The 26,654-nt window shown below is 59.8% G+C and carries 26 protein-coding genes and 2 tRNA genes; 13 read left to right on the top strand and 15 right to left on the bottom strand.

Going from position 1 to position 26,654, the window contains the following annotated elements; genetic code table 11:
- Positions 1–178 precede the first annotated feature (178 nt).
- Positions 179–391 (top strand): hypothetical protein, encoded by a 213-nt coding sequence (locus tag HMPREF2920_RS00645; protein ID WP_048735147.1) that lies wholly within the window; start codon positions 179–181, stop codon positions 389–391.
- 38 nt (positions 392–429) lie between these two features.
- Here HMPREF2920_RS00645 and HMPREF2920_RS00640 read toward each other — a convergent pair whose 3' ends face one another.
- The 3 genes from HMPREF2920_RS00640 to HMPREF2920_RS00630 all read right to left on the bottom strand — a co-directional run bounded on the left by HMPREF2920_RS00640 (position 430) and on the right by HMPREF2920_RS00630 (position 5,038).
- Complete coding sequence (locus HMPREF2920_RS00640; RefSeq protein WP_126107929.1) at positions 430–1,950, bottom strand: alpha/beta fold hydrolase; 1,521 nt, start codon at positions 1,948–1,950, stop codon at positions 430–432.
- A gap of 260 nt (positions 1,951–2,210) precedes the next feature.
- Positions 2,211–3,518, bottom strand: a complete 1,308-nt coding sequence (locus tag HMPREF2920_RS00635; protein WP_016422298.1) for an MFS transporter — start codon at positions 3,516–3,518, stop codon at positions 2,211–2,213.
- A complete protein-coding gene (locus HMPREF2920_RS00630; protein ID WP_049170990.1) occupies positions 3,515–5,038 on the bottom strand; it encodes a glycoside hydrolase family 1 protein in 1,524 nt (507 codons plus the stop codon). Before HMPREF2920_RS00630 ends, HMPREF2920_RS00635 begins: the two co-directional genes overlap by 4 nt.
- A 377-nt stretch (positions 5,039–5,415) precedes the next feature.
- Here HMPREF2920_RS00630 and HMPREF2920_RS00625 point away from each other — a divergent pair, with 377 nt between their 5' ends.
- Positions 5,416–5,649 carry a hypothetical protein gene (locus HMPREF2920_RS00625; protein WP_048734899.1) on the top strand — a complete coding sequence of 78 codons (234 nt, stop codon included), beginning with the start codon at positions 5,416–5,418 and terminating at the stop codon, positions 5,647–5,649.
- 146 nt (positions 5,650–5,795) lie between these two features.
- Entirely contained in the window at positions 5,796–6,677 is an 882-nt protein-coding gene (locus HMPREF2920_RS00620; RefSeq protein WP_016422295.1) for a hypothetical protein, read from the top strand.
- Between the two features lie 16 nt (positions 6,678–6,693).
- Here the strand turns inward: HMPREF2920_RS00620 and HMPREF2920_RS00615 are convergent, their stop codons facing one another.
- Together HMPREF2920_RS00615 and HMPREF2920_RS00610 are read right to left on the bottom strand one after the other, a co-directional pair.
- Positions 6,694–7,311: a DJ-1/PfpI family protein gene (locus HMPREF2920_RS00615; protein WP_016422294.1), complete on the bottom strand. Its 618-nt coding sequence runs from the start codon at positions 7,309–7,311 to the stop codon at positions 6,694–6,696.
- Between the two features lie 107 nt (positions 7,312–7,418).
- The gene (locus HMPREF2920_RS00610; protein WP_005511109.1) at positions 7,419–7,892 is read right to left on the bottom strand and encodes a ribose-5-phosphate isomerase; all 474 of its coding nucleotides are present in this window, start codon (positions 7,890–7,892) and stop codon (positions 7,419–7,421) included.
- 228 nt (positions 7,893–8,120) lie between these two features.
- On the opposite strand from HMPREF2920_RS00610, the gene HMPREF2920_RS00605 reads away from it, so the two are divergent.
- Positions 8,121–9,326 carry a TIGR04053 family radical SAM/SPASM domain-containing protein gene (locus HMPREF2920_RS00605; RefSeq protein WP_042388514.1) on the top strand — a complete coding sequence of 402 codons (1,206 nt, stop codon included), beginning with the start codon at positions 8,121–8,123 and terminating at the stop codon, positions 9,324–9,326.
- Between the two features lie 27 nt (positions 9,327–9,353).
- Here HMPREF2920_RS00605 and HMPREF2920_RS00600 read toward each other — a convergent pair whose 3' ends face one another.
- Both HMPREF2920_RS00600 and HMPREF2920_RS00595 read right to left on the bottom strand, forming a co-directional pair.
- The gene (locus tag HMPREF2920_RS00600; protein ID WP_070549429.1) at positions 9,354–9,998 is read right to left on the bottom strand and encodes a mycothiol-dependent nitroreductase Rv2466c family protein; all 645 of its coding nucleotides are present in this window, start codon (positions 9,996–9,998) and stop codon (positions 9,354–9,356) included.
- A 149-nt stretch (positions 9,999–10,147) separates the two neighbouring features.
- Entirely contained in the window at positions 10,148–10,678 is a 531-nt protein-coding gene (locus HMPREF2920_RS00595) for an SMI1/KNR4 family protein (RefSeq protein ID WP_246816234.1), read from the bottom strand.
- A gap of 175 nt (positions 10,679–10,853) precedes the next feature.
- Between HMPREF2920_RS00595 and pepN the strand changes: the two genes are divergently transcribed.
- Complete coding sequence (pepN, locus tag HMPREF2920_RS00590; protein ID WP_070600962.1) at positions 10,854–13,556, top strand: aminopeptidase N; 2,703 nt, start codon at positions 10,854–10,856, stop codon at positions 13,554–13,556.
- Positions 13,557–13,623: 67 nt separating this feature from the next.
- Entirely contained in the window at positions 13,624–14,022 is a 399-nt protein-coding gene (locus HMPREF2920_RS00585) for a globin (RefSeq protein ID WP_038628076.1), read from the top strand.
- 36 nt (positions 14,023–14,058) lie between these two features.
- Here the strand turns inward: HMPREF2920_RS00585 and HMPREF2920_RS00580 are convergent, their stop codons facing one another.
- From HMPREF2920_RS00580 to HMPREF2920_RS00560, 5 genes are all read right to left on the bottom strand, one after another.
- Positions 14,059–14,862: a DUF8185 domain-containing protein gene (locus tag HMPREF2920_RS00580; protein WP_048734886.1), complete on the bottom strand. Its 804-nt coding sequence runs from the start codon at positions 14,860–14,862 to the stop codon at positions 14,059–14,061.
- A gap of 6 nt (positions 14,863–14,868) precedes the next feature.
- Complete coding sequence (locus HMPREF2920_RS00575) at positions 14,869–15,312, bottom strand: acyl-CoA thioesterase (RefSeq protein ID WP_048734885.1); 444 nt, start codon at positions 15,310–15,312, stop codon at positions 14,869–14,871.
- A 136-nt stretch (positions 15,313–15,448) separates the two neighbouring features.
- Complete coding sequence (ettA, locus tag HMPREF2920_RS00570; RefSeq protein ID WP_016422285.1) at positions 15,449–17,119, bottom strand: energy-dependent translational throttle protein EttA; 1,671 nt, start codon at positions 17,117–17,119, stop codon at positions 15,449–15,451.
- 285 nt (positions 17,120–17,404) lie between these two features.
- On the bottom strand, positions 17,405–17,965 hold the full coding sequence (locus tag HMPREF2920_RS00565; protein WP_049170979.1) for a single-stranded DNA-binding protein: 561 nt from the start codon (positions 17,963–17,965) through the stop codon (positions 17,405–17,407).
- A 232-nt stretch (positions 17,966–18,197) separates the two neighbouring features.
- A complete protein-coding gene (locus HMPREF2920_RS00560) occupies positions 18,198–20,345 on the bottom strand; it encodes a bifunctional copper resistance protein CopD/cytochrome c oxidase assembly protein (protein WP_049170976.1) in 2,148 nt (715 codons plus the stop codon).
- An 86-nt stretch (positions 20,346–20,431) separates the two neighbouring features.
- Between HMPREF2920_RS00560 and HMPREF2920_RS00555 the strand changes: the two genes are divergently transcribed.
- Positions 20,432–20,504: transfer RNA gene (locus HMPREF2920_RS00555), tRNA-Arg, on the top strand.
- A 651-nt stretch (positions 20,505–21,155) separates the two neighbouring features.
- On the opposite strand, the gene HMPREF2920_RS10760 is transcribed toward HMPREF2920_RS00555, so the two are convergent.
- Positions 21,156–21,431: a hypothetical protein gene (locus tag HMPREF2920_RS10760; RefSeq protein ID WP_160313715.1), complete on the bottom strand. Its 276-nt coding sequence runs from the start codon at positions 21,429–21,431 to the stop codon at positions 21,156–21,158.
- Between the two features lie 366 nt (positions 21,432–21,797).
- Here HMPREF2920_RS10760 and HMPREF2920_RS00545 point away from each other — a divergent pair, with 366 nt between their 5' ends.
- The 4 genes from HMPREF2920_RS00545 (at position 21,798) to HMPREF2920_RS10975 (ending at position 24,090) form a co-directional block, all read left to right on the top strand.
- A complete protein-coding gene (locus HMPREF2920_RS00545; protein ID WP_049193745.1) occupies positions 21,798–22,199 on the top strand; it encodes a hypothetical protein in 402 nt (133 codons plus the stop codon).
- Positions 22,200–22,244: 45 nt separating this feature from the next.
- Complete coding sequence (locus HMPREF2920_RS00540; protein ID WP_141750502.1) at positions 22,245–22,646, top strand: hypothetical protein; 402 nt, start codon at positions 22,245–22,247, stop codon at positions 22,644–22,646.
- Between the two features lie 110 nt (positions 22,647–22,756).
- Positions 22,757–23,425, top strand: coding sequence for a DUF3800 domain-containing protein (locus tag HMPREF2920_RS00535; protein ID WP_049193743.1), 669 nt, complete (start codon positions 22,757–22,759; stop codon positions 23,423–23,425).
- A gap of 542 nt (positions 23,426–23,967) precedes the next feature.
- Positions 23,968–24,090: a hypothetical protein gene (locus tag HMPREF2920_RS10975; RefSeq protein ID WP_255456329.1), complete on the top strand. Its 123-nt coding sequence runs from the start codon at positions 23,968–23,970 to the stop codon at positions 24,088–24,090.
- Between the two features lie 659 nt (positions 24,091–24,749).
- Here HMPREF2920_RS10975 and HMPREF2920_RS00530 read toward each other — a convergent pair.
- The gene (locus HMPREF2920_RS00530) at positions 24,750–25,394 is read right to left on the bottom strand and encodes a TetR/AcrR family transcriptional regulator (RefSeq protein ID WP_016422282.1); all 645 of its coding nucleotides are present in this window, start codon (positions 25,392–25,394) and stop codon (positions 24,750–24,752) included.
- Between the two features lie 95 nt (positions 25,395–25,489).
- Positions 25,490–25,678, bottom strand: coding sequence for a hypothetical protein (locus HMPREF2920_RS10675; RefSeq protein WP_042388509.1), 189 nt, complete (start codon positions 25,676–25,678; stop codon positions 25,490–25,492).
- Here HMPREF2920_RS10675 and orn point away from each other — a divergent pair.
- Positions 25,677–26,330, top strand: coding sequence for an oligoribonuclease (gene orn, locus HMPREF2920_RS00525; RefSeq protein ID WP_016422281.1), 654 nt, complete (start codon positions 25,677–25,679; stop codon positions 26,328–26,330). The two genes, HMPREF2920_RS10675 and orn, sit on opposite strands and share 2 nt — an antisense overlap.
- Before the next feature lie 142 nt (positions 26,331–26,472).
- Positions 26,473–26,548: transfer RNA gene (locus tag HMPREF2920_RS00520), tRNA-His, on the top strand.
- Positions 26,549–26,654: the final 106 nt, after the last annotated feature.

The following is a 26,654-nucleotide window of genomic DNA, read 5'->3' as shown; positions in this document are numbered from 1 at the left end:
TGATGGAATCCTCCAAGATTCCGTCCGCATCCCCTTTTGCTACTTAACCCCCGAAATCCGTCACAGGCATGTCACGACCGCGTGCGCGCGTCACGGTTTCATACAGCGTCGGTAACAAGTCGGTGGCACTGTCATGTCGGGTCTTTTGCCGTCGTCACGCACAACTAGTCCCGGCGGCATGAATCCTCGCATCATCGACAAGGACACCGGCGTCGAGCTGTGGACCGTCGCCGAATGCGCGGAGTTCACCGGTACCGCGCGCGGCACGTTCACCAGCTATGCGGGCCGTGGCAAAGCGCCGGTGCCGGCGGCGAAGCTCCACGGGCTGAACCCGCGGAACTCCGACGACGTGCGCGAGTGGCAGAAAGGCCACGAGGCGAAGGGCAAGTAGCCGGCCCAATCTCGGACCGGTCAGCCCGGCATGACCGGTCAGCCCAAGTAGTGGGCGGCGACGACGTTGGCGATCTCGTCGGCGTCGTTGTGGGCGACGAGCACGCCGTGGCCGTGGCCCGGCAGCTCGATGAGCTCGCCGCCCATGACCGCCTGCATCGCGCGGCCGCCCGTGCCGGTCACCGCCGCATCGCGGTCGTAGTGGAGCAGCAGCGGCTTCGACTCGAGGGCGTCGCCGCTGAGTTCCACGGCAGCGCCCTGCCCCGGCCAGCCGAGGCATAGCTGCCCCGACGACAGCGCATCGGCGTTGAGGCGGAAGATGTCGCCGCCGGTGAACTGGTCGAGGTACGTGCGGGGAATGCGGGACGGGTCGGCGGCGGTGACGTTGTCGTTGCAGATGATCGCCCGCTCGATGGTTCCCATCGCCTCGGTCTGCGCCATCATGTCTTCCGGGGTCACGCCCTCGGGTAGTTCGGGGGTCTCCACCTCGCCGGTGACCACGGCGTCGGCGATGTCGGGCCACATGCTCTCCGAGTACGTCGCCGCGAAGGTCTGCTGCAGCAGCACCGACTGATTGCCGGCGCCGGGGCGCATCAGGTTCGCCGCGAAGGAATGGCTGCGCCACGCGACGGGCAGAACGCCGTCGGCCAGCTGCATGAACGCCTCCGGGTCGTCGGCGAAGGCGGCGGGCACGTCGCCCACCTGCGTCGGCGGCGGGTAGACCTGACCCGGCGCGCCAACCTCCTCGTTGATGCGCTGCGACCAGCGCGCGTACACCTGCAGGGCGGTGGTGCCCAGGCCGTACTCGTCGTCACGGTCGGCGATCCACTGGAACATCGCGTTGAGAGCCTCGCGGCGCCACGGCTCGCGCGAGTCTCCGAGCCGAAAGTAACGGTCGGCAGGATCGACCGAGGAATCCAGCACCATCCGGCCCGTCTTGTCCGGGAACAGGGTCGCGTACGTGCTCATCAGATCCGTGCCGTAGGACAGGCCGTAGAGGTGCATGACGTCCTGGCCGAGCACGTCGCGGACATGGTTGAGATCGCGAGCGGTGTTCTCCGTGGTGATGGTCGCCGCGTATCCCGGTTCATTGGCTTCGCAGGAGGCGTACATCGCGCCGACCTGCCCGGAGAGCAGACCCGTCATCGGGATGTCCGCCACGTTGCAGTTCAGCGGGGTGCCCCAGGCCAGGCCGCGCGGCTCGACGGCGATGAGGTCGAAGTGCTCCCGGACGGCGGTCGGCATCCTCACGGCCTCGTCGGAGAACATTCCCAACGCGTCGCCGCCGGGGCCGCCCGGATTGCCTGCGATGACGCCACGGCGCTCCCCCGTCGCCGGAACCCGGCTGACAGTGAGGGAAATCGTCGCGCCCTCCGGGTCGGAATAATCACGTGGCACGTCGATGTCCGCGCACACGGTGCCCGGCGCGGTCATCGCCGCGGTCGGGCACGCGCCCCAGTCCAACCCGCCGAGATCGGCCGGACCGGCGGAGCCGCCGGCCGACGCCTGCGGCACCGACAGCAACGTGCCCGCCAGCGCGAGCGCCGTGACCGGGGCCAACGCCCTGCGGACGAAGGACGTCCGGGACGACGGGGCCGCTGAGACTCGGCTCGCGGACCGGGCCTCGGCACCGGTCTCCACAGAGGAGACGGCGGGGGACGCTGCGCCGAATGCGGCGGGGGACAACTTCTTCGTGGGGCGCACGGGGATAAACACCTTTCATCGACTGCAACGAACGGTATCAAACCGTAACGCCGACCGCACGCCGTTCAAGGCACGAAGATTAAGGCACCGGCCGCACGCTGTTCAACGCACGGAGATCAGGGCACGGACCGCACCCGGTACACCAGCACCGCACCGACGGCGGTGAGCGCGCCCGCGAAAACGTACAGGCCGGGGTACCCGCCGAGGTTCGCCAACGCGAAGGCGGCGAGCACCGGGGCGGCCATGTTCGGGCCGGCGACGGCGAGGTTCATGACGCCCACGTCACGCCCGCGCTCATCGGCCTTGGGCAGCACCTGGTTGATCAGGGCCTGATCGACGGCCATGAACACGCCCCACGACAGACCCAACAGCACCGCCGCGCCGACGACCATGGCGAAGCTCCCGGCGAACGCCATGATCGCGCAGGCCCCGGCGACGCCCATCGACGACAACGCCACGAACACCCGGCGCTTGCCCATCTTGTCGGACACTTTGCCCGACAGGATCGCGGTGACGATGACGCACAGGGCATACGCGCCGGTGAGGACGAGCACGCCGGCATCCGGATCGGGGTGGCCGATGTGATCGCGCAGGTAATAGAACAGGTAGAACAACGCGACCGAGTTGCCCGTGGTCACCAGGAACCGGGCGATGAACACCCACGTGAAGTCGCGGTAGAGCCCTCCGGGCACCTCGGCGACGGCGGGCACCACGGCGTCAGCGTCCCCGCCGGCGTCGTCAAGCACCGGAGATGCGGCCGCCTGCGACCGCACCCGGGACACGTCGCGGAAGCCCGGCAGGAACTGGCCGATGAGCACCAGCAGCAGCGCCGCGGTGACGATGTACGCCAGCCCCAGGTCGAACACCGTGGCCACGACGGTGCCCAGCACCACGCCGAGGGTGTACGTCAGCCCCAGCACACCCGAGACCACGCCGTACTGATTGTCCGGCACCGTATCCGGCGCCACCGCCTGGGCCGCGTTGATTGACGCCGCGATGGCCAGCTGGAACACCGCCCACCCGATGGTCAACGCCATGAAGCCCGGCGCGGCGCCCAGGAACACCAGCGACCCGGCCGCCGCCAGCCCGCCGAAGAGGATCCACGGGGCGCGGCGGCCCCAGCGCGTGTCCGTGCGGTCCGACAACCACCCGGCCAGCGGATGCCCGATGATGGAGAAGAACCCGCCGACCGCCATGAGGAGCGCGAACTTCTCCTCCTTCTCCCCCGGATGCCAGATGAGGATCTGCTGCGCCAACAACAGCTGCGTCGGCGCTGCCCACGAGATGTTCTGCCCCAGGTACAGCAGGCCGTACCGCACGATCCAGCCGGTGGTCACCGGCGTGCGCTGGGCGGGGTCGGCGGTGAAACGCCCGACGTCGGAGATGGCGCGTTCGGAGGAGCCGGCGTGTTCGGAGGAGCTCATCCCTGCACCCCATCCGGCTCCGGCGGCTGCGCCCGCACGTTGGGGTCGGTGTGTTCGTCCGCGACGGGGTAACGACGGCCTGCGGTGTAGCGCCGGTGCAGCTCCGGGGTGATCCGCCCGGTGCGGGCCAGCTCGGCCAGCAGGTGGCCCGACGGCTTCATCGTCCGTTCCTGCGTCTCGTAGTCCAGGTGGACGATGCCGAATCGCGGCTCTTCGCCGTCGGCCCATTCCCAGTTGTCCACGAAGCACCAGTGGTACCAGCGCTCGATGGGCACGTCCGACTCGGCGATGGCCCGCAGGTGCTCCAGGATGAACCGCGGCCGGAACGACTCCAGCCTGCGGTCGGCAGCCCCGGCGTCCGGGTTGGCGTAGTCCCCGGCCGGATTCGGCTTTTCGACGCCCGCGTCCACGCCACCGACCGACAGCTCCAGATCGCCGAGATCGCAGGTGCCGTTTTCGGTGATCCAGACCGGTCCGCCGAAACGCTCGTTCAGGTCGCGGGCGCATTCGACCAGGCCCTCGGGGTGGATTTCCCACCCGAGGTCGTTGACCGGAGCCCCGACGAAGGTGCCGTCGTCGAACTTGTCGACGGCCGTGCGCGAGTAGTAGTTCAGGCCCAGGAAGTCGTGGTGGCGGCCCGACGGCAACCCGCGGCCGACCTTCGCCCCGCCCAGCAGCGGATGGAACTTCCCCGCCAGATGCGCGTCGGCGACGATGTCCTGGAACAGATGCCGATTGATCCGCGCCAGGCCGCGGTGGATGGGGTTGCGCGGATTGCGCGGCGCGAACGCCCGTGCGTGGTGGGCGATGCCGACCTTCGCCCGATCCCCCTGGATGCCGTGGATGACCTCGTAACCGCGGATGTGGGACACCGCCATGTTGCGCAGCACGGCCATCGTGTCGCCCCACGAGCGGTTGCCCGGCGGGCCCGAGCGGAACATGTGCGCCTGGGTGGCGTACACGTTCGGCTCGTTGACGGTGATCCACTCGTCGACGAGGTCGTCGAGCGCCCGCACGGTCGTCTCCGCATAGCGCAGGAAAGCCGCCGGCGATTCATCGGAGGTGAAGCCGCCGCGCCGAGCGAACCAGAGCGGATTGACGAAGTGATGGAGCGTCACCAGCGGACGAATCCCCTTGTCCCGCAGGTCGGCAATCTCCTCACGGTAGCGATCCAGCACCGCATGGTCGAACTCCCCCGGCCGCGGTTCGATACGCGCCCACTCCACGCCGATGCGAGCGATGGGCAGACCCAGCGACGCCATGAGCTCGTTGTCCTCCCGCCACCGGTTCCAGTGGTCGGTGGCGCGCAGCGGGGTCGAACCATCGGCGATGTTGCCGGGCTCGCGGGCCCAATCGAACCAGTCGTTGTTCTCGTCACCGCCCTCGATCTGCCCGGCGGCCGACGCCGTGCCGATCAGCAGACCCCGCAGATCGACGTCGTGATGCAACGGCTTCGCGAGCGGCGACGTGCGCGGCTGAGGATGGAGAGTTCGGTCATTGGCAGGCACATTGGTTGACATGCCGACATCCTATGTCACACATCACGCCTAGTTTTTGGTTTTCAAACAAAATATTATGGGTTTCGCGCGTCGACGGGGTCGTCGTAAAGCAACCGAGTAGAGCAACCGGATCGTTCGCGAAAAATCCGCTCCCCCTGGAACGAATCGGAGCCCCGGCCCGTTGTTGACGATGTCCCCCCCCCAAAAAAAAATCAAAAATCACGTTAGGAACCCCACTTGTCAGCCTTCTAAGCTGAAGACGCGGGTTCGATTCCCGTCATCCCCTCCACGCAACCGGGCGCATTGCTCCCGGTTTTTACTTTCTGAGCCGACGTCCGGGGACCAGAAATTCTTCTGACCTCTGTTCAGGATCCAGTGCTACGGGTACTCTGGGCACCATGAAGCCCACCATTATCGATGCCGATACTGGACACGAACTATGGACCGCGGTCGAATGCGCTGCTTTTTCCGGCACCGCACGTGGCACTTTCACCAGCTACGCTGGCCGCAAGAAGGCTCCTGAACCCGTCGCGAAGCTTCATGGGTTGACCCTGTGGGATTCCGAAGAAGTTCGCGCATGGCACGCCAATCGGAAGAGCCGCACCAAGAGCACCGACTCCGCCGAATCATAGATACCTACCCATACCCAATCATTTCCTGGTTCCCGAGCTACATCTGTCGGACAGATATGTAAGCTCGGGAACTTTTTTCGCTCTACATGCGTTATCTCAAGTAATTACAAGCAGTACCCGCAATTTCCTTTTTGGAGGCCTAGCCCATGGGGGCTTTAATCCTGATCGCGATCACCGTCGGCGGCGCAATTATCATCGCGTCGATGGCTCAAAACCGCTCTAACAGGGCCTTTGATGCTCGCCAGAACAATCAATTGGAAGACGCCGTCGCAGACGCCCGCCGATGGATTGAGCGACTGGGCTCACAGGTATTGAACCTGGCTGGCACCGATTCGGCTTCCACGCAGGCTCTTGCTGACGCATCCGAGCGCTACAATGCCGCTTCCTCGCAGATTTCTACTGCGCGCACCCCGGCACAGGCGCGAATGGCCCGCGAATCGGCGCTGGAGGGCCTGCACTACATCAATGCGGCTCGCGAAATTATGGGCCTGCCGGCGGGGCCGACACTGCCACCGCTGGAGGGGCAGAAGGCCGCTGGTTCTGTGACCGAAACTCGCACCATTGAGCACGAAGGCCACTCGGTTACCGCCTCTCCATACGCCACCCCGGAAACTCCGAACTACTACCCCGGTGGTCGTGTCGCTGGCCGTCCGGTTCCGGCCGGTTGGTACTCCGAGCCATGGTGGAAGTCCGCGCTCCGCACCGGTGTCTGGACCGCAGGCTCGATGCTGCTGTTCTCTACCCTCTTCCACGGTATGGCCGGTGTTGCCTACGGCGCTGATGAGTTCGCCAGCGGCATGGGCACCGGCGCTGACGACTTCGGCGGCACCGAGGACTTTGGAGCCGAAGACTTCGGTGGCGACGATTTCGGTGGAGATGACCTTGGCGGCGACTTCGGTGGCGGCGGTGCAGATGCCGGTGACGCAGGCGACGGCGGAGGCTTCTTCGACGGCCTCTTCGGTGGCGGCGACGGCGGCGGCGACGGCGGCGGATTTTTCGACGGCGGATTCGACGGTTTCGATATTTAGAAAAAGCCCGGCGCCGCTATTTCGCTAAATCCGCAAAAGGATCGACAGTGCCGTCTGTCTGAGGCCGATACTCAATTTTTCTGGCGGCGAATCGACCAGCTTCCTTGCCAAGGATGCTGCTAATTAAAGCAACAGCCATATCCATACCTGCTGCGACTCCTGATGAGCTCCAGCGATCTCCGTCTTCAACCCATCGAGCCGCTTTCACCCACGTCACTTCGTTTCCGAACGAGGTAGCCCAATCAAAAGCCAACTTATTACTAGTTGCCCGCTTTCCTTCAAGAAGCCCAGCCGCAGCAAGCAGTGCGGAACCTGTGCAAACCGATGCCACTAACCGCGCCCGGGATCCGAGGTTGTTGAGCCAGTCCAAAAACTCTGCATCGTCAACTAGTGTTCTACTCCCGGCTCCACCAGGAACTAGAAGAATATCGACCGTTTCGAGGTCAGTGGCACAACGTGTGGCGATAACCTGCGCCCCCTGAGCGCTGGTTATCGGACCAGCAATGTTGGCGACATATTCGACCTCAATCTCTGGGACATGGCCAAAAAGGCCAACCGGTCCAAATACGTCCAAGAGCTCGAACCCGGGGAATAGCACAACAGTTACTCGGCGATGCGCTTCTTGATTTGTCATACGACAATTCCTACTCCGTCTACACATGAAAAAAGGTCTGGTCCCAGAGTTTTCTGGAACCAGACCCCTTTTTTATTCCTATCAACAGATAGCGAACAGCAATCCCTTTAAGCTTCTGGCAGCTCCGGGGCAACGCCAGTCTTTTCGTACTCTGCCAGAATGTCGATGCGGCGCTGGTGACGCTCCTCCTCGCTCCACGGCTGGGAGACGAAAGCATCGACGATAGCCAGGGCCTCTTCCTCAGAGTGCATACGACCGCCGAGGCCGATCAGCTGAGCATTGTTGTGCTCGCGGGCGAGCTTTGCGGTCTCCACCGACCAAGCCAGCGCACAACGAGCGCCCTTGACCTTGTTAGCAGCAATCTGCTCGCCGTTGCCGGAACCGCCGAGCACGATGCCCAGGCTGCCCGGATCAGCGACGGTACGGGAAGCCGCCTCAATGCAGAATGCTGGGTAATCATCTGCAGGGTCGTAGGTGTGAGCGCCGCAATCAACGACGTCGTGGCCAGCCTTCTCCAGGTGGGCCTTAATCAGGTTCTTCATCTCAAAACCGGCGTGGTCTGCACCAAGGTAAATACGCATGGCAGCAAGTTTAGCGGTTCCCACGGATTCCACGGCGCCTGCACCCGTTTTAGGTATTGCTTGACGACGTCTCCTGCGCAGCCGAATAGGGTGAAAAGTGACTGTATTTGCGTTTCAGCACGCCTTCGAAACCGGAAATTGGGTGCTTTTACCGTGTCTCCTGCGCCGCAAGCTCACTTCCAAGTCGATCCTGAAGCCCATGGCTCCCATGGGAATCATCACGCACCGGTGGTGCGAACGGTTCGGCATGACATCAACAAGAAACCATTTATTGTCATTTGGGAGGTCACGCGGGCTTGTGGCTTAGTCTGCAAGCACTGCCGTGCAGATGCGCAGCACGAGCCGCATCCTCACCAGCTTTCGACCACCGAGGGCAAGATGCTGCTGGAGACCTTGGCGTCGTATAGCAAGCCGAAGCCGCTTGTAGTGCTCACCGGCGGTGATCCTTTTGAGCGTGATGACCTGGAAGAATTGGTGCGATTCGGCACGGAGCAGGGCCTGAATATGTCGCTATCTCCATCGGTGACGCCGCGGCTCACGCCAGAGCGGATTCAGTCACTGCGTGAGGCCGGTGGCAAGGCGATGTCCATGTCGCTCGATGGCGCGACTGCCCAGACCCATGACAAGTTCCGTGGATTTTCGGGCACTTTTGAAAAGACGCTCGAAATGGCTCCGCACATCAACGAGGCCGGTTACCGGCTGCAGATTAACTCGACCCTGACCAAGGGAAATATTCATGAGGCGCCAGCGCTGCTGAAGACCGTCATGGAGATGCAGGCCAAGATGTGGTACGTCTTTTTCCTCGTTCCCACTGGTCGCGGTGCGGATTTGGGCGCATTGTCACCGGAGGAACGCGAGGATGTTCTGCACTGGTTGTCTGATGTGTCCAACCGAATTGCCATTAAGACGACGGAGGCGCCGCAGTATCGGCGCGTCGTCATGCAGCAGGAGGAAGCGAAGGAAAAGGGGCTGCCACCCTATGAGGGCGGCGAGCTCTACCGTTACTTGACCGAGGAAACGACAAAGCTGCTCGGTGCTGTGCCGGAAAAGCCACGTCGCCCGCGCTCCCCCATGGCCGTCAATTCCGGGTCAGGTTTTGCCTTCATTGACCACATCGGCGACGTCTACCCCAATGGCTTCCTGCCGCTTCACTGCGGAAATGTGAAGGCCACGCCATTCCAGGAAATCTATTCGAACTCGCCGGCGTTCAAGGCCCTTCGCGATCCGGACAATTGGCATGGAAAGTGCAGCGTCTGTGAATACCACAGCGTATGCGGTGGGTCCCGGTCGACAGCGTACGCGTTGACCGGGGATTACACCGCATCCGACCCGACCTGCATCTACATCCCGCCACGGTGGGCTGCCATGAGCGAAGAAGAACGGCAGGCCTCTACCGGGCAGAATGCTGGAGCCGGAGCGGGTCAGCTCTCCTAACTGCGCGCCCCAGCTGCTACTGCTTTCTTAGTCGAAGCGCGGGTCCTCAGTCCGGGAGCGCTTAATTTCGAAGAAGTACGGGTAGCTGGCGACGGCAACCGAGCCGTCGAAAATCTTGCCGGCTTCTTCGCCGCGTGGGATACGGGTAAGCACCGGACCGAAGAAGGCAACGTCGTTGAGCTTGACCACCGGAGTGCCGACGTCGTTGCCGACCTCCTTCATGGCCTCTGCGTGGTTTTCACGCATGAGCTCATCGAACTCGGTAGTCAGGGCCTGTGCCAGGCGCTCTTCCGGCAGTCCAACCTCTGCGAGGGCTTCCTTAATCAGCTCGTCGAATGCGTGCTCCGGCTCGTCGACATGCGCATGGCGATCGATGCGGTTTTCGTTGTGAATCTTCGTGCCCAGCGCGGTATAAAGCTTGTCGACGGCCTCCTGACCATCCTGGGAGAACACTGCATTAAACAGGCGTGCCGGGGTCCAGTTGCACTGCATCATGAACTTGTAATCTTCCGGCAGTTCATCGCGGCCTTCATTGAGCACCGACAGGCTCATCGGCTTCCACTCGATCTCGATGTCGCGGACCTTTTCGACTTCCTTAATCCAGCGCGACGTCACCCAGCAAAACGGGCAGGAAACGTCGAAGTAAAAAGTGACCTTGTCTCGATTGCTCATGTGAAAGTCCTCCTAAAGCATTGATTGACTTATCAACGACTATAGGGCGGAATTTTTCGGTTCGCATTCATGAATTCGGATGGGTCCGAAGTTCTATCGGGCCCGGTGCTAACTGACTCCCCCCATCGGACGCCGTCCAGATTGCTTACCTAGCCGTTCCAGGGCAAGCCCGTAGCCTCCAGGGAATCAGCGGCAGCTTCCAGGTAGGCAGGCCAATCTGCGTAGTCCAGGAACTCCGAGCCCACCTCATGGTCCATGGAGACCATCTTCCCCGAGCGCATGTCCAGGCAGTAGTTGTTTCCGCCGAAGTCCATGACCAGAGGAATCCATGCCTCGTGATACCACTTGCCATCCGAGTCGGCGCTGTCCATGCCTTCGGCTTCAAAATCATCGAACTCGCCGTCTGCCTGCAGCTGAGTCCACAGCTTGTAGTCGTTCAGAATCGACTTAGGCGGCGCAATCCAGCCACCGTCCCACGGCTCACCGTCCACAGACGCGTGCCGCAGCCACGAAGCTCGCACGTAGTCTGGCAGCTTTACTCCGAGGTCAGCCTCAAGCTGATCCAGTTCCGCTTCTGTCGCCGGGGCCTCCAGAGCATCGTCGCCAAGCTTTGCTTCAATGCGACCCCACGCCGCGTTGACCCGTTCAACCTTGCTTGCATCATCACTGAGTTTGTACATGAAACGAAGTGTATTCACGATCGGCTTTGCTAGCATGCCAAAGAAGCCAAATCTCGCCCAATCGACCGCCAATCGACCGCCCCAAACGGCTAGGAACGAGCTAGGAAGTCGAGGTCACCTCACCCACCCCGCTACTGCCCGATTCCCAATCCGGGGTCGTGGTTACACTTGTCGCATGACTTCCACGAACCTAACCAGGACCGAGGCCGCCGACCGTGCGGCCATGCTCGAGGTGTCCCACTACGACATCTCGCTCGACCTTACGACCGCACCTGTCGGTGGGCCGCACAGCGCACCAACATTCGCTTCCAAGACCACAATTTCTCTGAAAGCGAAGCGCGCTAGTTCCATCTTTATTGACCTGCGCGATGCAGTTGTCAAGAGTGTGACCATCGACGGCGTCGACGCCACGGAGGCCGCTCGCTATGACAGCGAGACCGGCATTAACGTAGACCTGACCGAAGGTGACCACACCGTCGTTATCGATGCGGACTGTCGTTACACCAATAACGGCCAGGGCATTCACCGCTTCCAGGATCCCGCCGATGGCGAAACCTACCTGTACTCGCAGTTTGAAACTGCCGATGCCAAGCGCGTGTTCGCCTGCTTTGACCAGCCGGATTTGAAGGCGACGTATTCAATCCACGTCGTGGCACCGAAGGGTTGGAAGGTTGTTTCCAACTCGGTGGCCAAGACCGGCACCACCACCGATCTCCATGGCAATGAGGCCGACACCTTCGACTTCTCAGTGGATGTTCCGCTGTCGACGTATCTCGTCGCAGTCTGTGCTGGCCCGTGGTACGAGGTCACTGACTCGTGGACCGGCACTGTCGCACCGCACCCGGAAACCCCTGCTGAGCACCAGCCGGAGGGAGAGCTGACCATTCCGCTAGGCCTCTACTGCCGCCAGTCCATCGCCGAGTACCTCGATGCCGACACCTTATTCAAGGAGACCAAGGAAGGCTTCGACTTCTACGCCAAGCACTTCGGCGAGCCCTACCCGTTCGGCAAGTACGACCAGATCTTCTGCCCGGAATACAACATGGGTGCGATGGAAAACGCCGGCTGCGTGACCATCCGCGACGAGTACGTCTTCCGCTCCAAGCCCACTCATTACCTCTACGAGCGTCGCAATGACACCATCCTGCACGAGATGGCTCACATGTGGTTCGGTGATTTGGTCACCATGCAGTGGTGGGATGATCTCTGGCTCAACGAGTCCTTCGCTACCTGGTCGGCTGCCGCCGCACAGGTTGAGGTTTCCGATTACAGCCACGCCTGGACCACCTTCGCCAACGTAGAGAAGGCCTGGGCCTACAAGCAGGATCAGCTGCCGTCGACGCACCCGATTGCCGCCGATGCCAGCGACATTGACACCGTCGAGCAGAACTTCGACGGCATCACCTACGCCAAGGGCGCGTCCACCCTCAAGCAGCTGGCCGCCTACGTTGGTCAGGACGCCTTCCTCGCCGGTGCTCGCCTTCACTTTGCCCGCCACCGCTTTGGCAACGCCACCTTCGCGGACCTGTTGGAGGCGCTCTCCGAGGCCTCGGGGCGCGATCTGTCCGGCTGGGCCGATCAGTGGCTGACCACCACCGGCATCACCACTTTGGCACCGGAGTTCCAGCAAGAGGACGGCAAGTACACTTCCTTCGCAGTCACGCAGGAAGGTGCCGAGCCGGGTGCTGGTGAACTCCGTGACCACCGAGTCGCCGTGGGCATCTACAACCTGCGCGGCACCGGATCGGATGCCGTACTCGAGCGCACCAAGCGCGTGGAAATCGACGTCCGTGGTGCACGCACCGAAGTCCCAGAGCTGGTCGACACCCCAGTCGGCGATGTCGTGCTGGTTAACGACGACGACCTCACCTACAGCATGATCCGCTTGGACGAAGGCTCGCTTGCCACCGTCATCGACAACATCGGCGCCTTCACCGATTCAATGGCACGCACACTGTGCTGGTCCGCTACCTGGCAGATGGTTCGCGCAGGCCAGATGCGCGCTCGCGACTTCGTCAACCTGGTGCTCCGCGGCATCCCGGGCGAGGACAAGCTCTCCGTCTTGGAGCGCGTCATCGCTCAGGCGGTCAGCGCCGTCAACGTCTACGCCGATCCACAGTGGGCTGATTCCACCGGCCGCGACCTGCTGGCTCAGGGCCTGTTGGACTACGCGAAGAAGGAAACCGACGCCGACCGCGCCCTGGTTTTCGTTAACGCTTTGACCACCGTGGGCTCGTCGAATAGCGACGTCGTTGACGCACTGCGCGCCATCTACACTGGCGACGCAGACAAGGCTGGTTTCCCAGCTGTCACGGTAGACACCGACATGCAGTGGCGCGCCCTGAAGCCGCTGGTTTCCGCCGGTCTCGAGGGCGAGGAAGCCATCGCAAAGCTTGAAAAGACCGACAACTCGGCACTCGGTGCGCAGGCCGCCATCGCCTGCCGCGCCTCCGTGCCGACGCTCGCCAACAAGTCCCGCGTCTGGGCAGAGGCGACGGTCTCCGGCAACGATGCCCCGTCGAACCTTGTCATTCGCCACTTGCTGGCCGGCTTCAACGCGCCGGGCTCGGGTGAGGTGCTCGCACAGGCGCTTGACGACGACTCCCGCGCCACCATCAACGCGGAGCAGTCGGCGACCTCGCTGTCGGAGCACTTCTTCGCCGTTGCCAACAGCTGGTGGAAGCAGTTCTCCTCCGAGACGGCACAGACGCTGCTCGAGGGCTTCTACCCAACCTGGGAGATCAGCGATGATGCAATTGCAGCCGCTCAACGTCTGCTCGACAGCGACGAGACTGCATCGCCGGTCAAGCGCATCATCTCTGAGCAGCAGTTCCTGGTGAAGCTCGCTCTTCGTGCCCGCGAGTTCGACGCGAAGTAACAAGTGATTTCGGCCGGCACTTTGGCCGTTATCGTTTTCGTGGCATCAAGTCGATAGACTTGGTGCCATGACAACTTCTCAGACGCTCTTTGACTCCGTCGGCGGCGAGGATGTCTTCAATCGCATCGTCCATGGCTTTTACACGCGTATGCGTTCCGATGACCTCATCGGCCCGATGTACCCCAGCGATGACTGGGAGGGCGCCGAGGATCGACTCCGCATGTTCCTCGTCCAGTACTGGGGCGGGCCGCGTTCGTACAGCGAACAGCGTGGTCATCCGCGCCTGCGCATGCGCCACATGCCGTTTTCCATCGGCGAAGCCGAACGCGACCGCTGGCTGGAGATCATGAGCGCCTCACTCGCAGACATTTCCGATGAAGAGCTCCCCCGCCCCCAGCGCGAAGCCATGTGGAACCACATGGTGCAGGTCGCTGACATGCTCATCAACCGCTTCGACGCGCAGTAGGAATTAGGCCCCTGCCCCGCTAGTTCAGCAGCCCCGCTAGTTCAGCAGCGGCAGCACGCCAAAGGACTCGAGCGTAAAGATCGAGCCAAACCGTCCATCCAGCCGGTGCCACCGTCCCTTCGTGGACACGCGCACCGGCTCTTTTTCATCCGGTTGCTCTGGAATGAAGCCCATCGCACACAGCGCAAACACATCCCGCATGGTCACGTCGACAACGCTTTTCGACGTCTCCTGCGACTGCCCCTCCCCTGAGTCAACGGCGGCTTCACCGGCCTCTCCGCTGACAGTGAGAACCTTCTGATCCAGCAGAGATGGCGGCATACCCATGGGGCCGGAAGATTCCACAGCGACCGCGCGCCCCTGCTTCTCGAGAGTCCGGAAAGCAGTGGCCGGAACATAGTCGACAACCTGCCATCCTTCCGGAACTGGCAAGAATCCCGGCCAGGAGGACGCCGACTGCGCATGCACCCGATACGGCAGCGCGGTGAGCGAAGCTTCTTTGTCCTCCGCATTGTCGGATGATTTTGCCTGCGCAAAGGCACGCACTGCGATGTCTTTAATCTCCGCGGCAGTGACGATGATGTCGTCGGGAAGCGCGTGTAGCGCAATTGTGCGCATGGCGAGCGGGCCGATCGGGGTCTTCACCCATACCTGTGACATTGCTGGCGCAGCGGTGGGCTCGGGCGATGAACTGATACCGGCGGCGGCGGTCTTTCGTGCGCGGATGCGAAGCAACGTGTTCTCGTCGAGGGCGTAGGCCTTATGGGCTAGGACGCCCAGGTTCTTCAGGGCATCGGGAGTGCCGAAGGTCAGCTCGGCAGCGGGATGAGAAGTGGTCACGGCGAATTACTTGTCCTGGTCTTCCTTGTTGTCTTCGATTGCGGGAGCTGCAAAACGCTCCAGTTCACGGCGGGCAGACGGGGAGAGCTCGACTGCCTTCGCAGTCTTGAGATCAAACATCACCATCACGGTTTCAAGCACAGCCACGATGTGACCATGCTGGTCGGAGATAGTCTGGCGGAGTGTGAAAGAGGTGCGACCGAAGTTGATGATCTCGGTCTCAACCACAACTTCCTGGGTGTCCGGCAAGATAGCGCGGACGTAGTCAATCTCCAGGCGACGCACCACTGCCGCAGGCATACCTGCCCCGCCGCCGAGGCCGCGCATCACAAAGTCGAGACGAGCCTGCTGGGCGTATTCCAGGAATGCGGTGTTGTTAGCGTGACCATACTGATCAAAATCAGACCAGCGGATAGCGACGTTGGTACGAAATGGTGCTGATTCAGTCATACCCAGAACTATAGGCGTTTTCTGGAGCTACGAACCTGCAAATAACGCGAAAGCCCGGGACCTGTGCACTGGTGCGAGCCAGTCCACACGGTTCCGGGCGTTGCCGTTGGCAAAGATCAGATTCGCGGGAAACTGATTAGCGGGTCAGGCGACGGTGAGTGACACGCGACGGGCGTGCAGCCTCCTCGCCGTAACGCTCAATCTTGTTCTTCTCGTAGCCCTCGAAGTTGCCTTCGAACCAGAACCACTTGCCCTCTTCGAAGTTGCCTTCCCATGCGAGGATGTGGGTACAGGTGCGGTCCAGGAACCAACGGTCGTGGGAAATGACCACGGCACAGCCCGGGAAGTTCTGCAGTGCGTTTTCCAGCGAAGACAGGGTTTCGACGTCAAGGTCGTTAGTCGGCTCATCCAGGAGGATAAGGTTTCCTCCCTGCTTGAGGGTCAGCGCGAGGTTCAGACGGTTGCGCTCACCACCGGAGAGAACCTTCGACGGCTTCTGCTGATCCGCGCCCTTGAAACCGAAAGCAGATAGGTATGCACGAGACGGCATCTCGTTCTGGCCGACCACGATGTAGTCGAGACCATCAGAGACAACCTCCCAAACGGTCTTTTCCGGATCGATGTTTTCACGGCCCTGGTCAACGTAGCTGAGCTGAACAGTCTGACCGACCTTGACCTCACCGGAATCCGGCTGCTCCAGCCCCACGATGGTCTTAAACAGGGTGGACTTACCAACACCGTTCGGGCCAATCACACCGACGATGCCGTTACGCGGCAGGGTGAACGACAGATCCTTGATCAGGACGCGGCCATCAAAGCCCTTCTCCAGGTCCTTGACCTCAACAACCTGGTTACCCAGGCGCGGCGGGGTCGGAATCTGAATTTCTTCGAAGTCGAGCTTCTTGTACTGCTCGGCTTCCTCCACCATCTGCTCGTAGCGCTCCAGACGGGCCTTGTTCTTGGCCTGGCGAGCCTTCTGCCCCGAGCGGACCCACGCCAGCTCATCCTTCAGGCGCTTCTGCAGCTTGGCGTCCTTCTTACCTGCAACCTCAAGGCGCTCAGCCTTCTTCTCCAGGTAAGTCGAGTAATTGCCCTCGTACGGGTAGAGCTTGCCGCGGTCGACCTCACAAATCCAGCCAGCGACGTGATCCAGGAAGTAACGGTCGTGAGTCACGGCCAGGACAGCGCCCGGGTACTTAGCCAGGTGCTGCTCGAGCCACAGCACAGACTCGGCGTCCAGGTGGTTAGTCGGCTCGTCGAGAAGCAGCAGGTCCGGCTCGGAGAGCAGCAGCTTTGCCAGTGCTACACGACGACGCTCACCACCGGAGAGGTGAGTAACCGGCTCGTCCGCCGGCGGGCAGCGAAGCGCATCCATTGCCTGCTCAATCTTGGAATCCAGCTCCCAAGCATCAGCGGCGTCGAGCTCCTCCTGGAGCTTGCCCATTTCTTCCATGAGCTCGTCGGTGTAATTGGTGGCCATCTCCTCGGCGATGGCTTCAAAACGAGCCTTCTTCTCGAAGATGTCGCCGAGGCCCTCCTCGACGTTGCCGCGAACGGTCTTCTCCTCATTCAGCGGAGGCTCCTGCAGCAGGATGCCGACAGTGGCGCCCGGCTCCAGGAAAGCTTCACCGTTACTCGGCTGATCAAGGCCAGCCATAATCTTCAGAATCGACGACTTACCTGCGCCGTTCGGACCGACCACGCCGATCTTTGCGCCCGGGTAAAACGCCATGGTGACGTTGTCGAGAATAACCTTATCGCCGTGCGCCTTGCGCACGTTTTTCATCTGGTAGATGAACTCACCCATGGTGGAATTTCGTCCCCTCGTAGAAAGGAAATAAGCAATCCCTGTAGAGGTTACGCATAGGAACCAAAAGGCACAATCTACATGGGCGTACCCGCAATCCTTTCCCACCAAAATCTCTGCCAGGCTCCTAGCAAAACTAGCTGCGAGATAACGCTGCCGAATCGTATGCGATCCCTCCCCTTTCTCAGCAGCGTCACCTCACGTGCAGTAATTACCCCTCCCCTCTTTCCGCTCTTTCAGCGGCTCCCCCTCATTCCGCTCTACAACGATGTACTGGCTCCTGGGTTAGAACGGCGCACTGACTCCTGCATCAGCCATTTCTCGCTGCTCCGAACTAGCTGCACCTGTGTTCCCCGCCTCACCAGCGCCGCCCGTACTAGCAGTGAAGGTGCGCACGGCCCCGGCCTGAGACGCAACTGTCTCAGTAACCGAAGCTTCCGAATCCCCAGTCGATGACTCACCAAGACCAGTCGGCGACTCATGCGGCTTCTCAGTCATAGTCTTCACCGTTGCCAGGTGACGGCGCAGATTCGGACCTACCGCCTTAGCAATGATCTTCTGGCGCTGATGCTTCGTACCATCATCGCCCTCCCAGCGATCCGTACGAACGTGACCGTGGACAATGACGGCTTGGCCCTTCCACACCGTGTTATTCACGTTCTCGGCGAGCTTGCCCCAACATTCAACATCAAAATATGACGTCTCCGACTGCTCCCAACCATTCTCCCCCTTCCATGACTTGCTGGATGCCACAGAAAACTTGCAGACCTTTGCCCCAGAATTGGTATTTCGATTTTCCACATGATGGACCACATTGCCCACCACGGTAATAACTGCCTCAGACATCGGGCTCCTCCCCCAAAGAAAGCGTTTACCTACTGCGGCCGAATAATTCGAAGGTGTCTCATTCGTGCCGTGCCAATTACTTTTCCGGCTTCGAGAAACAAATGAAAGAGGTACATAAAAAGCCTGTGGATAAGTTTGTCGAAAAGACAACTATCCACAGGCTACGTATGAAGTTGAGGGGCGAAGTCGCGGCAATCCTCGTCGTCAAGCATGCAAAATCAGCTTAACGACGCTACCTTCCGCGCCTCTTCGAGGCATCAATCGGATTATCCATGTGCACCGGATGCTGCGCGTCAACCTCCGAGGTGTAGTAATCGCGCTCATCCTCGCCGCCAACACCGACCTGCTGGCTCATGCGAGCGAGCATTTCGTTGTAAGCGGCCAACTCCTCATCATTGTTGCGGTCCGCGACGCGGTCGTAGCGGGCTGCATCCTTTTCATCGGAACGCCGCCACTGTACAAACAGCGCAACGGTGACGATGTAGAGCGGAACCTCACCGGCAGCCCACGCGACGGCACCACCAACGTTCTGATCTTCCAGGAGATTCACTGCCCAAGGGAGATCCAGGCTGGCGTAGTAGGTCTCGGCAAGCACCTGCTGCGACTGCATCAGCGAAATACCGAACCAAGCGTGGAACGGCAACGACCCCATCAGCGTGACCAGCTTGACCGACGGCTCAATCTGCTGTGGTGCAGCATCGACACCGATAATGACCCAGTAGAAGATGTAACCGGAGATCAAGAAGTGGATGTTCATGAACACGTGGCCCGCGTGCTCATCAGCCAGGAAGTCGTAAATCGGTGTCATGTAGAGCAGGTAAAAGCCCGCGACGAACTGCACCGTTGCCACAACCGGGTGCGTGAGGAAACGCGACACCGGGTTGTTGATGAAGACCACCAGCCACTCACGAATACCAGGCAGACCATCGCGGCCGGCCGGCTTCAGCGCACGCAGCGCGAGCGTAACTGGGCCGCCCAGGACCAGCATGACCGGAATGCCCATGGAGTAAAGCATGTGGGCGATCATGTGAACCGAGAACAGAGCCGGCATGTACACGCCCAGCGCGCTGCACGAAGTAAACAGCAGCGTGGCACAGCCGGCGAGCCACCACAGGGTGTTGGACAGCGGCCAGGTACCGCCGCGCTTCTTCAGCAAGTAGAGCCAGTACAAGTAAATCCACGCGGCAATGATGGCGGCAGAGCCGAAGAAGATGTCAAAGCGCCACTGCGTGAACATGGCCTCCCAACCGAATGGGATCTCCAGGTTGTAACCTAGCTTGACCTGCATCTGCGTAATCGACGGCAGGCCCTCACCGCCGGCCTGCTCAGAGAAATTCGGTGGCGGCGGAGTACGGCCCAGAGCTACGGCAACGCCGATTGTCAGCGCCATGATGATGACCTCGACAATGGCCAGACGCCAGAATGGACGATTCGACTGAGCGCGCTCAATCTCCGGAATGGTGATCTTGCGGTGCACATAGCCGCATAGGCCCAGCAAGATAGTGAGAACGGCCTTGACCAGCACCATGATGCCGTAGTTGTTGCTGACCAGGTCAGACCAGTCAATGTTGATGGCTGCGTTAATGAAGCCGGAGGCAGACATGGCGATGAAAGCCACCAACGCCACGAAAGAATAGCGCTTCACTACCTCTGGCATCCATTCACCGCGACGACGCGCGTGGCCAACCAGCGCCATCAAACCGCCGACCCAAAACACAGTGAAGGTCAAGTGCCAGATGTAGGAGTTAGTGCCGTAGTCATGGGCACCACCGGAGGCATTGTGGCTTACAACCGCCAGCGGCATCATCGACACCAAGCTGATGGCGAAGAACACCGGCTGCCAAATCCACTTACGAGTCAGCGATGAACCAAGCGCCACAATGCCCGCAAAAATAGCTACCCACAGCCACGCCAAGCCCTCCTTGGTCTGCTCCAACGACACAGCCCAGTTACTCAGCTGAATCGTCGTCGACAGCGGCTGGCCCGACACATCGGAGAGCACCAGCGGAATCTCCATCAGCGCCATGAGGCCCCAGCCGAGCATGGCCCACATACCCGTGCGGGATGCCGTGTAGCCGTCGAGGCCCAAAGTGCCGTCGGCACGCTGCTTCGTACCGAAAGCGGCGAGCATAAACGAACCGACACCGAGGCAGGCGAGCAGCTCACCGGCCGCCTTCGCGAACGGGAACCCGAAGGTGGTGATTGTGCCGGGATCGGGAATACCCAACGTGGCGCGCGAATCCATGTTGAACGCCATCGAGAGCAAACCAGCTAGAACGCCGCCGATAAGTACAAAAACAACGTACCAACCAGCAGATTTACGGACTTTCTTATCCTTGCTAACAGGCGGAGAGGTCTCGGCCTTGGTCGTGGCAGTCATAGCCCTAAGCTTAGCGACCAAAGTCCCTAGAACAGAACCGGTTGTGATTGGCTACATTAGAGACGCTACAATGCTTTTCTTAGCTAGCCTCCATAGCTCAGTGGACAGAGCAGTCGGCTTCTACCCGATTGGTCGAGGGTTCGAATCCTTCTGGGGGCGCGTTTTCTACCCCCGTCTTGAACTGGTGTTTTACGAGTTCAGGCGGGGGTTTACCCTATCTAACTACCCCCGCTAATGTAGGCTCAGATTGGCTCTTGTTGGTTTAAATGCAGCGGAAATGCAGCGGATTTTGGGCATGAAAAAGGTGCCCCACCGGCCAGCTGTTCGGAAATCCCGAACAGCTCAAACCAGCGGGGCAACGGCTCTTCATTAGTTCTCGGTCGGTGGATTCCTGGCTGTCGGTAGCGCCTGCGAATCTCCCACACTTGGTGCCGCAAACCGGCGCTACATCCGAGCCCGTGAACTGGCTCAAGCACCCCGCTCTGGTAACCCGCATTCGACACCAGAGCAGAATATTCCGCAGCCCAGATAGCTGCCGGGCTACTCATCTCCCATACCAAGTACGCTGCAGCGGAAGCAATCTACGAACCAGCCACTGGGGCCATAGCCCGGGAATTTGATGTCGCCACTCAGCTACTGCCAGTGTGGCGAGAACTGCTCGAGAGAACACGAACATGCGGCGGGCGACGTATCGGGGGTGTTTTACACTAGGTTTTGAGGTCAAATTTACCCCCGTCGTGTGGTCAAAGATTGAAAACCATTCACCTTAACGCAGAATAAGGGCAGTCATAAAGAACGCCAAGAAAGGAATCATGCGATGGCCGCCCACACCGCCAAACGAGTCCTCATCATCGCAGCCTGTGTTGCAATTCCGTTCGCCGCTGCCTGCGGATCAAACAACGACCCCTCCCCATCAAGCAGCAACATGTCGACCAGCTCGACATCAACGCCCTCGCCGTCAAGCACCACGTCCACTGAATCCACCACTGATTCTCCGTCTGAATCATCAAGCCCAAAGAACAGCCCCAACCCCACCCTCGAGCACACCACCGAACCTACCTCTTCGCCCCGTGGAGGTGAGTCCACGTCCGCACGCCCAACCGGGTATACCGAAGCCCCAGGCCAAGCAGAACCATCTGAAATGAACAAAACCGTGGCATCCTGCGGCGACCCCGCTTTGCATGAGACCGGGACAACATTCTTCACCGACGGTTCAAGCGGCTGGACGCAGCAGTGCGCCTCCCAGATGATGGCGCAGCAGCCGGCGGCGACACCAGAACCAGCTCCGGCTCCCGCCGCGCCGGCTCCTGAACAGCAAGAATACTACGTAACCCCAGGCGCTTACTGTTCAGGAGGAGGAACAGGAGTCAGTAAGAACGGCACACCTATGACCTGCTCCGCCGGCCCGGACGGCCAAGCCCGCTGGCGCTCTCAATAAACAAAGGAAACGCAATGACTTTCGAAGACCGCACTACGCAAGCCGCCGCAAGGAAGCCGTTCTATAAGCGCTGGTGGTTCATCTTACTGACGGTGCTAATCGTTCTCGCCCTCGTATTTTTCGGTGTGGTGTTATACGAGGCAAAGCGCATCGCCGGTGATATCGACGCCTCAGTTGATGATTGCAAGGAGCAGGTCATCAACCGCGCTAAATACCCTGGGGGCGCGAGAATCGTTGACTACGACGTGGAACATTCTCCTGTAGAAAATTCCAACCACGCTGTTCGTGTAACTGGTGAAGCTGACTTCCCAAATGGATTCGGGACACCGGTGCGGATGACGTTTGAATGTCCAAACATCATCGTATTCGGCTCCGACGGATACAAAGTGCTCGATGTATATGTCCACGAAAAGTAAGGCCGTCTCTCTCCCCCCCTTCCCTTATCTAGAATGACGATTCACATGAATAAGAAATTCCTCGCAGACGCATTATTAACCACGATTCTCGTCAGCGCCTGTGGCACTGACGAATGGGCAAGCGCTGAAGACGAACGCGATGCATACGCATCTCTTCTATGCAGCCGGGCACTTAAGGATGACGCGGCAGCACAGCAGGTGTTTACAGAGATCCTTACTAACAAAGATGATTACTCGCATGCAGATTACAAGGCTGCGATGAAGGGGATGCTGCATCTGGAGGGCGCCGAGGCTATCGGCGGAGAGAACCTGGAGATTGACGCTGCGGGTGACGGGTCATGCAGTGGGTGGCTGTGGAATAAGTACCGGGAGCAGAATTGGGATGACGAGCAGATGCGGAATTTTAAGCCGTCTGATGCTCGTGAATTGGGTTTGCTTGAGGATTAACGGTAATGGGAAGAGGCGCTCAATCCGATACAGCATCAGGGAGCGCCCCACTCCTACGCCCCCGCAGTATCGACGGAAACAAATAGTGCGCTCAACAAGGTGAGATCCCATTGGCAAAACGTGTCTATCTTTACGCTGACGAAACAGGAAACCTCGACTACACAGGAACACCTAACCCCCAGGGTGGTGGCGCCTCAACATACTTCGGTTTCGGCACCGCAACCTTCAGCACAGATCATCACGGCGACAATCTGCTCCAGGGGCTTCATCTAAGGGCTCAGTGCGCAAAACAAAATATGAAGCTCACTAGGGGCTTCCACGCTGTCGATGATTCCGCGCGGACCCGCAATGAAATGTTTCAAGAAATCAAAAGACAAGCGCCACGGTTCGACACAACCTTTCTCTACAAATCCAACGCTTACGAATCTGTTAAGCAAGCAGGACCTATGCGTTTATACAAGATGGCGTGGTACCTGCACTTAAAGGAGATTGCACTACAGGTATCCCGACCTGAGGATGAGCTTTTCGTAATCGTGGCCGAGTTCGGAACCAAAGGAATTCGAAAGGCCGCATTCGAGGCGGTCCACGACGTCTGCCAACAAATTAAACGAAACATCACCTTGTGTGTATGGACATCACAATCAGCCTGGGGGCTCCAAGTTGCTGATTACGGATTATGGGCAGTGCAGCGACATCTTGAAGGCAAAAAATGCTCTTGGTACAAGCCGTGTATCGAGCCAACTCTTGCTAGTACTTTCACGCCCTGGGGAATGCCTTAGACATGCTGAAACCGGCTATCTCACCTATCAGGGTGGGAAGTCCTCCCCTGGAGGACTTATCGCCGGTTTCAACCTCATTTTACCCACACCAGAAAAACTACGCAAAGGACACCACCTAACGCGCCCCAACATGACCGATGCAGACTCCGCCTGCGAACCCTGGCGCGTAACAGACTGAGCCCCAGTAGTGACATCAGTCCGCGCACGGATCAACTACGTAGCGAACGGACGCACCTCAAGAACCATCCCACTGCCCTCGGCAAGCGTGAACAATACAGAAAGCAAAAAGGCTCAGTGCCGAAGGACCACTACCGCGCACCAGACGGCACTACCCAGCCAGATCAAGGCTTCCGCAAGAGATGAACGCGTCGCGTGTTCATGTGGAGCCGTACTGAGGTTTAGCAGTTTGGCCAGATTAAACGCTCGGATGTGCAAAACCTGCCGTCAACTTTCAGCGTTGGGGCGGCCACGGTGAGGAAAGCTCATAGCTGTCTGCAAAAAGTTCTCGATGTCGCAGCCGGTGAAATGGCGCTGGCCGTGGTGTGGGCCTGCCGAGCAAACCGGAAGCTGCCAAGATGTACCTGGCCGCTGAGCGGGTCAAGAAACTAGACAAAGACTCCAAGCGCGCTGAGCCCATCTCGCTTCTGGCAACCGCCGGACTGTAGTAGAGCAAGGTGACGGTACTGCGAGTACGTGACGTTTTTGTTCTGCGCGGTCGTATGCATGTGGAGCGAAGCGCCGTGACAGTTCGGTGAGAGGTCATTACCGGCACGCCGAAGATCTATGAGCAGCTGATGGTGGCGGCGCCGAAGCGGATCACGCGGAGGCTAAAGCCACATTTGAAGGATGAGTTTCCGGATGCGTTTCTGTGGCTTGCGATTGATGGTGACCCGTTGCCGACGCCGAGTGAGCCGGATTGGTATTACTGAGATCTTGAGCGGGTGATGAAGGAATACGGAACGCGTATGTGATGCCGCACGGCCTGCGGGGGACTGACGAAAGGCAGCGGCGCTAACCCAAGGATTGAACAGCGCCAGCCCGGCCACCACTCTGCCGCAATGAGCCTAGATATCTACGTAGAACTCAAGGAAGACAACCTCGATACTGTCGCATAAGGTATCGAATCTGCTTGGTGATAGCCAGGTAGGTTAAATCTGCCCGTCGCTTTCTAGTTCAGGTGTCGTGGGAATGTCGTGGGGTGGCGCCTATTTGCCCTGTTCATACAGGTAGTTGGGGTTTTCCAGGTGGGTTCGAATCCTTCTGGGGGCGCAAAAATAACCCGCCTGAACTGGTTTTATACCAGATGCAGGCGGGTTTTTACTTCTTAGTTCTTCTTGTTATCCGCAGGATCCGGGCGCAAGTAGCGGTCAACCATGTCGACGACCTCTTCGACAGATTCCTTGTCTAGCGTCGCGTCCTTGCCATCCGGGCGCCACACCAGCACCATCGTCTGAATCAGACGGTAAATGTTGCGCGCCAGCAGATATGGATCGTGCTCGCGAATAGTGCCGTCTTCCTGCCCGTGACGGACACCGGGGAGAATGAATTTCTCCACAATTTCCAGCTGTGTATCGCTCATCTCTCCAGTGAGCGCTTCTAAGACACGGTCGGGATCTGTCTTGACCAGGCCAGGGAAAAAGTCACTTTCGATGATGCGTTGAACGACGATTCGAATACGCAGCAACATGCGAGCGCGCGAATCGCCAGGGACATAGCGGAGCCCCTCAAGCATGTGCAGGATTTCGCGGTTGGTCACTTCCCCCAGAAGCTCACCAATGTCAGCGTATCGACGATATACGGTCGGACGCGAAACTCCTGCCTTGCGAGCAATTTCTGCAATCGAAGTCCTACGCAAGCCCACAGTCATTACGCTTTCGCGCGCAGCGGCAATGATGACATCATCGACGGATGGTTTCTGTGCCGCAGTGGTGCTTTGAGCAGCGTCGCCAACACGCCTCGTCTCATCCATGTAACTATTTCTCCCGTTGGAATCCGAACTCAGAAGTAATTTTATCAGGCAAATAGGTCGATTTAGTTCATGCCCCGTTGTCCAATTCTAAGATCTTACTTTCCAGTTAATTTCGTTTCCCCCACAATTCGCTCCACAAACCACACGGCAATCCACACGCCCGACCACAGCACAATCCACATCGCTAAGCTGGGCGTAGTCAGCGTGTGCCCCACAGCCCAGTCCGGGCACAAAATAAGGCGCACTGCAGAATCATGCCGAATCTCAGCGAAAGGTGAAATCATGGCTCAGCCCGATCCCGACCTCCAGCTCTCCCCTGAGCTCGACCGCATCGTGTGGATTGACTGTGAGATGACGGGCCTCGAACCCGAGCGCCACGTCATTGTCGAAATCGCGGCTCTCGTCACCGATGCCAACCTCAACGTCCTCGGGGAAGGCGTGGACATCGTCGTGCACGCGTCCGAGACCGAATTGGCGCAGATGGATGATTTCGTCACCAAGATGCATGCGAAGTCCGGCCTGGATCAGGAAATTCGCGACAGCAAGACTAATGTCGCCGACGCCGAACAGGCTGTTTTGGACTACATCCGTCAGTGGGTTCCCGAGCCGCGCACCGCCCCACTGGCAGGCAACTCGATTGCCTCCGACCGCAAGTTCATCCACCGCTACATGCCAGAGCTCGACCAGCACCTGCACTACCGCATGATTGATGTCTCTTCCTTCAAGGAACTTGCCCGCCGCTGGTACCCCCAGGTCCTCAAGGGCGCTCCAGAAAAGGGTCTCGCTCACCGAGCTCTTGCAGATATCAAGGAGTCGATCCGCGAGCTGGACTACTACCGCCGCGCCATGCTTCTGCCCCACCCCGGCCCCGAAGGCGACGCTATTTCTGCCGCAAGCAAGGAATCGACGGAAAAGTACGGTGAGATTCGCGGCTAGCTCGCTTTACGACGACCCAAACCCCACCCTTTCCCAAATTTATCCGGGTTGACCTGCTGTTTTTGTTTCCAGCCCACTGTGGGCTACCATATAGTTCGCTGCAGAGATGAGCTGAGAATACAGCTCCTTTAATGCGGTAATGGTGACTGTAGTTCAGTTGGTAGAGCACCAGGTTGTGATCCTGGGTGTCGCGGGTTCGAGTCCCGTCAGTCACCCCAAGTAGAACCCTCGGCCAGGTTTTTCCGGGCCGAGGGTTTTTGTGTTTCCGCCTTAGCAACTGCGTTTATGGTGGGTTAAGTAAAGAAAAGTGTGTCTTTTCCGGGC

This window comes from Corynebacterium sp. HMSC075F02, from assembly GCF_001838335.1.
Classification (GTDB): domain Bacteria; phylum Actinomycetota; class Actinomycetes; order Mycobacteriales; family Mycobacteriaceae; genus Corynebacterium; species Corynebacterium jeikeium_D.
The sequence above is the reverse complement of the archived record's forward strand: the minus strand, read 5'-3'. Positions and strand labels throughout refer to the sequence as shown.

Coding starts and splice junctions, on each gene's coding strand:
- HMPREF2920_RS00645 (WP_048735147.1), top strand. CDS start 179: ATGAATCCTCGCATCATCGACAAGGACACCGGCGTCGAGCTGTGGACC.
- HMPREF2920_RS00635 (WP_016422298.1), bottom strand. CDS start 3,518: ATGAGCTCCTCCGAACACGCCGGCTCCTCCGAACGCGCCATCTCCGAC.
- HMPREF2920_RS00630 (WP_049170990.1), bottom strand. CDS start 5,038: ATGTCAACCAATGTGCCTGCCAATGACCGAACTCTCCATCCTCAGCCG.
- HMPREF2920_RS00625 (WP_048734899.1), top strand. CDS start 5,416: ATGAAGCCCACCATTATCGATGCCGATACTGGACACGAACTATGGACC.
- HMPREF2920_RS00620 (WP_016422295.1), top strand. CDS start 5,796: ATGGGGGCTTTAATCCTGATCGCGATCACCGTCGGCGGCGCAATTATC.
- HMPREF2920_RS00615 (WP_016422294.1), bottom strand. CDS start 7,311: ATGACAAATCAAGAAGCGCATCGCCGAGTAACTGTTGTGCTATTCCCC.
- HMPREF2920_RS00610 (WP_005511109.1), bottom strand. CDS start 7,892: ATGCGTATTTACCTTGGTGCAGACCACGCCGGTTTTGAGATGAAGAAC.
- HMPREF2920_RS00600 (WP_070549429.1), bottom strand. CDS start 9,998: ATGAGCAATCGAGACAAGGTCACTTTTTACTTCGACGTTTCCTGCCCG.
- HMPREF2920_RS00595 (WP_246816234.1), bottom strand. CDS start 10,678: ATGTACAAACTCAGTGATGATGCAAGCAAGGTTGAACGGGTCAACGCG.
- pepN (WP_070600962.1), top strand. CDS start 10,854: ATGACTTCCACGAACCTAACCAGGACCGAGGCCGCCGACCGTGCGGCC.
- HMPREF2920_RS00585 (WP_038628076.1), top strand. CDS start 13,624: ATGACAACTTCTCAGACGCTCTTTGACTCCGTCGGCGGCGAGGATGTC.
- HMPREF2920_RS00575 (WP_048734885.1), bottom strand. CDS start 15,312: ATGACTGAATCAGCACCATTTCGTACCAACGTCGCTATCCGCTGGTCT.
- ettA (WP_016422285.1), bottom strand. CDS start 17,119: ATGGGTGAGTTCATCTACCAGATGAAAAACGTGCGCAAGGCGCACGGC.
- HMPREF2920_RS00565 (WP_049170979.1), bottom strand. CDS start 17,965: ATGTCTGAGGCAGTTATTACCGTGGTGGGCAATGTGGTCCATCATGTG.
- HMPREF2920_RS00560 (WP_049170976.1), bottom strand. CDS start 20,345: ATGACTGCCACGACCAAGGCCGAGACCTCTCCGCCTGTTAGCAAGGAT.
- HMPREF2920_RS00545 (WP_049193745.1), top strand. CDS start 21,798: ATGACTTTCGAAGACCGCACTACGCAAGCCGCCGCAAGGAAGCCGTTC.
- HMPREF2920_RS00540 (WP_141750502.1), top strand. CDS start 22,245: ATGAATAAGAAATTCCTCGCAGACGCATTATTAACCACGATTCTCGTC.
- HMPREF2920_RS00530 (WP_016422282.1), bottom strand. CDS start 25,394: ATGGATGAGACGAGGCGTGTTGGCGACGCTGCTCAAAGCACCACTGCG.
- orn (WP_016422281.1), top strand. CDS start 25,677: ATGGCTCAGCCCGATCCCGACCTCCAGCTCTCCCCTGAGCTCGACCGC.
- HMPREF2920_RS10675 (WP_042388509.1), bottom strand. CDS start 25,678: ATGATTTCACCTTTCGCTGAGATTCGGCATGATTCTGCAGTGCGCCTT.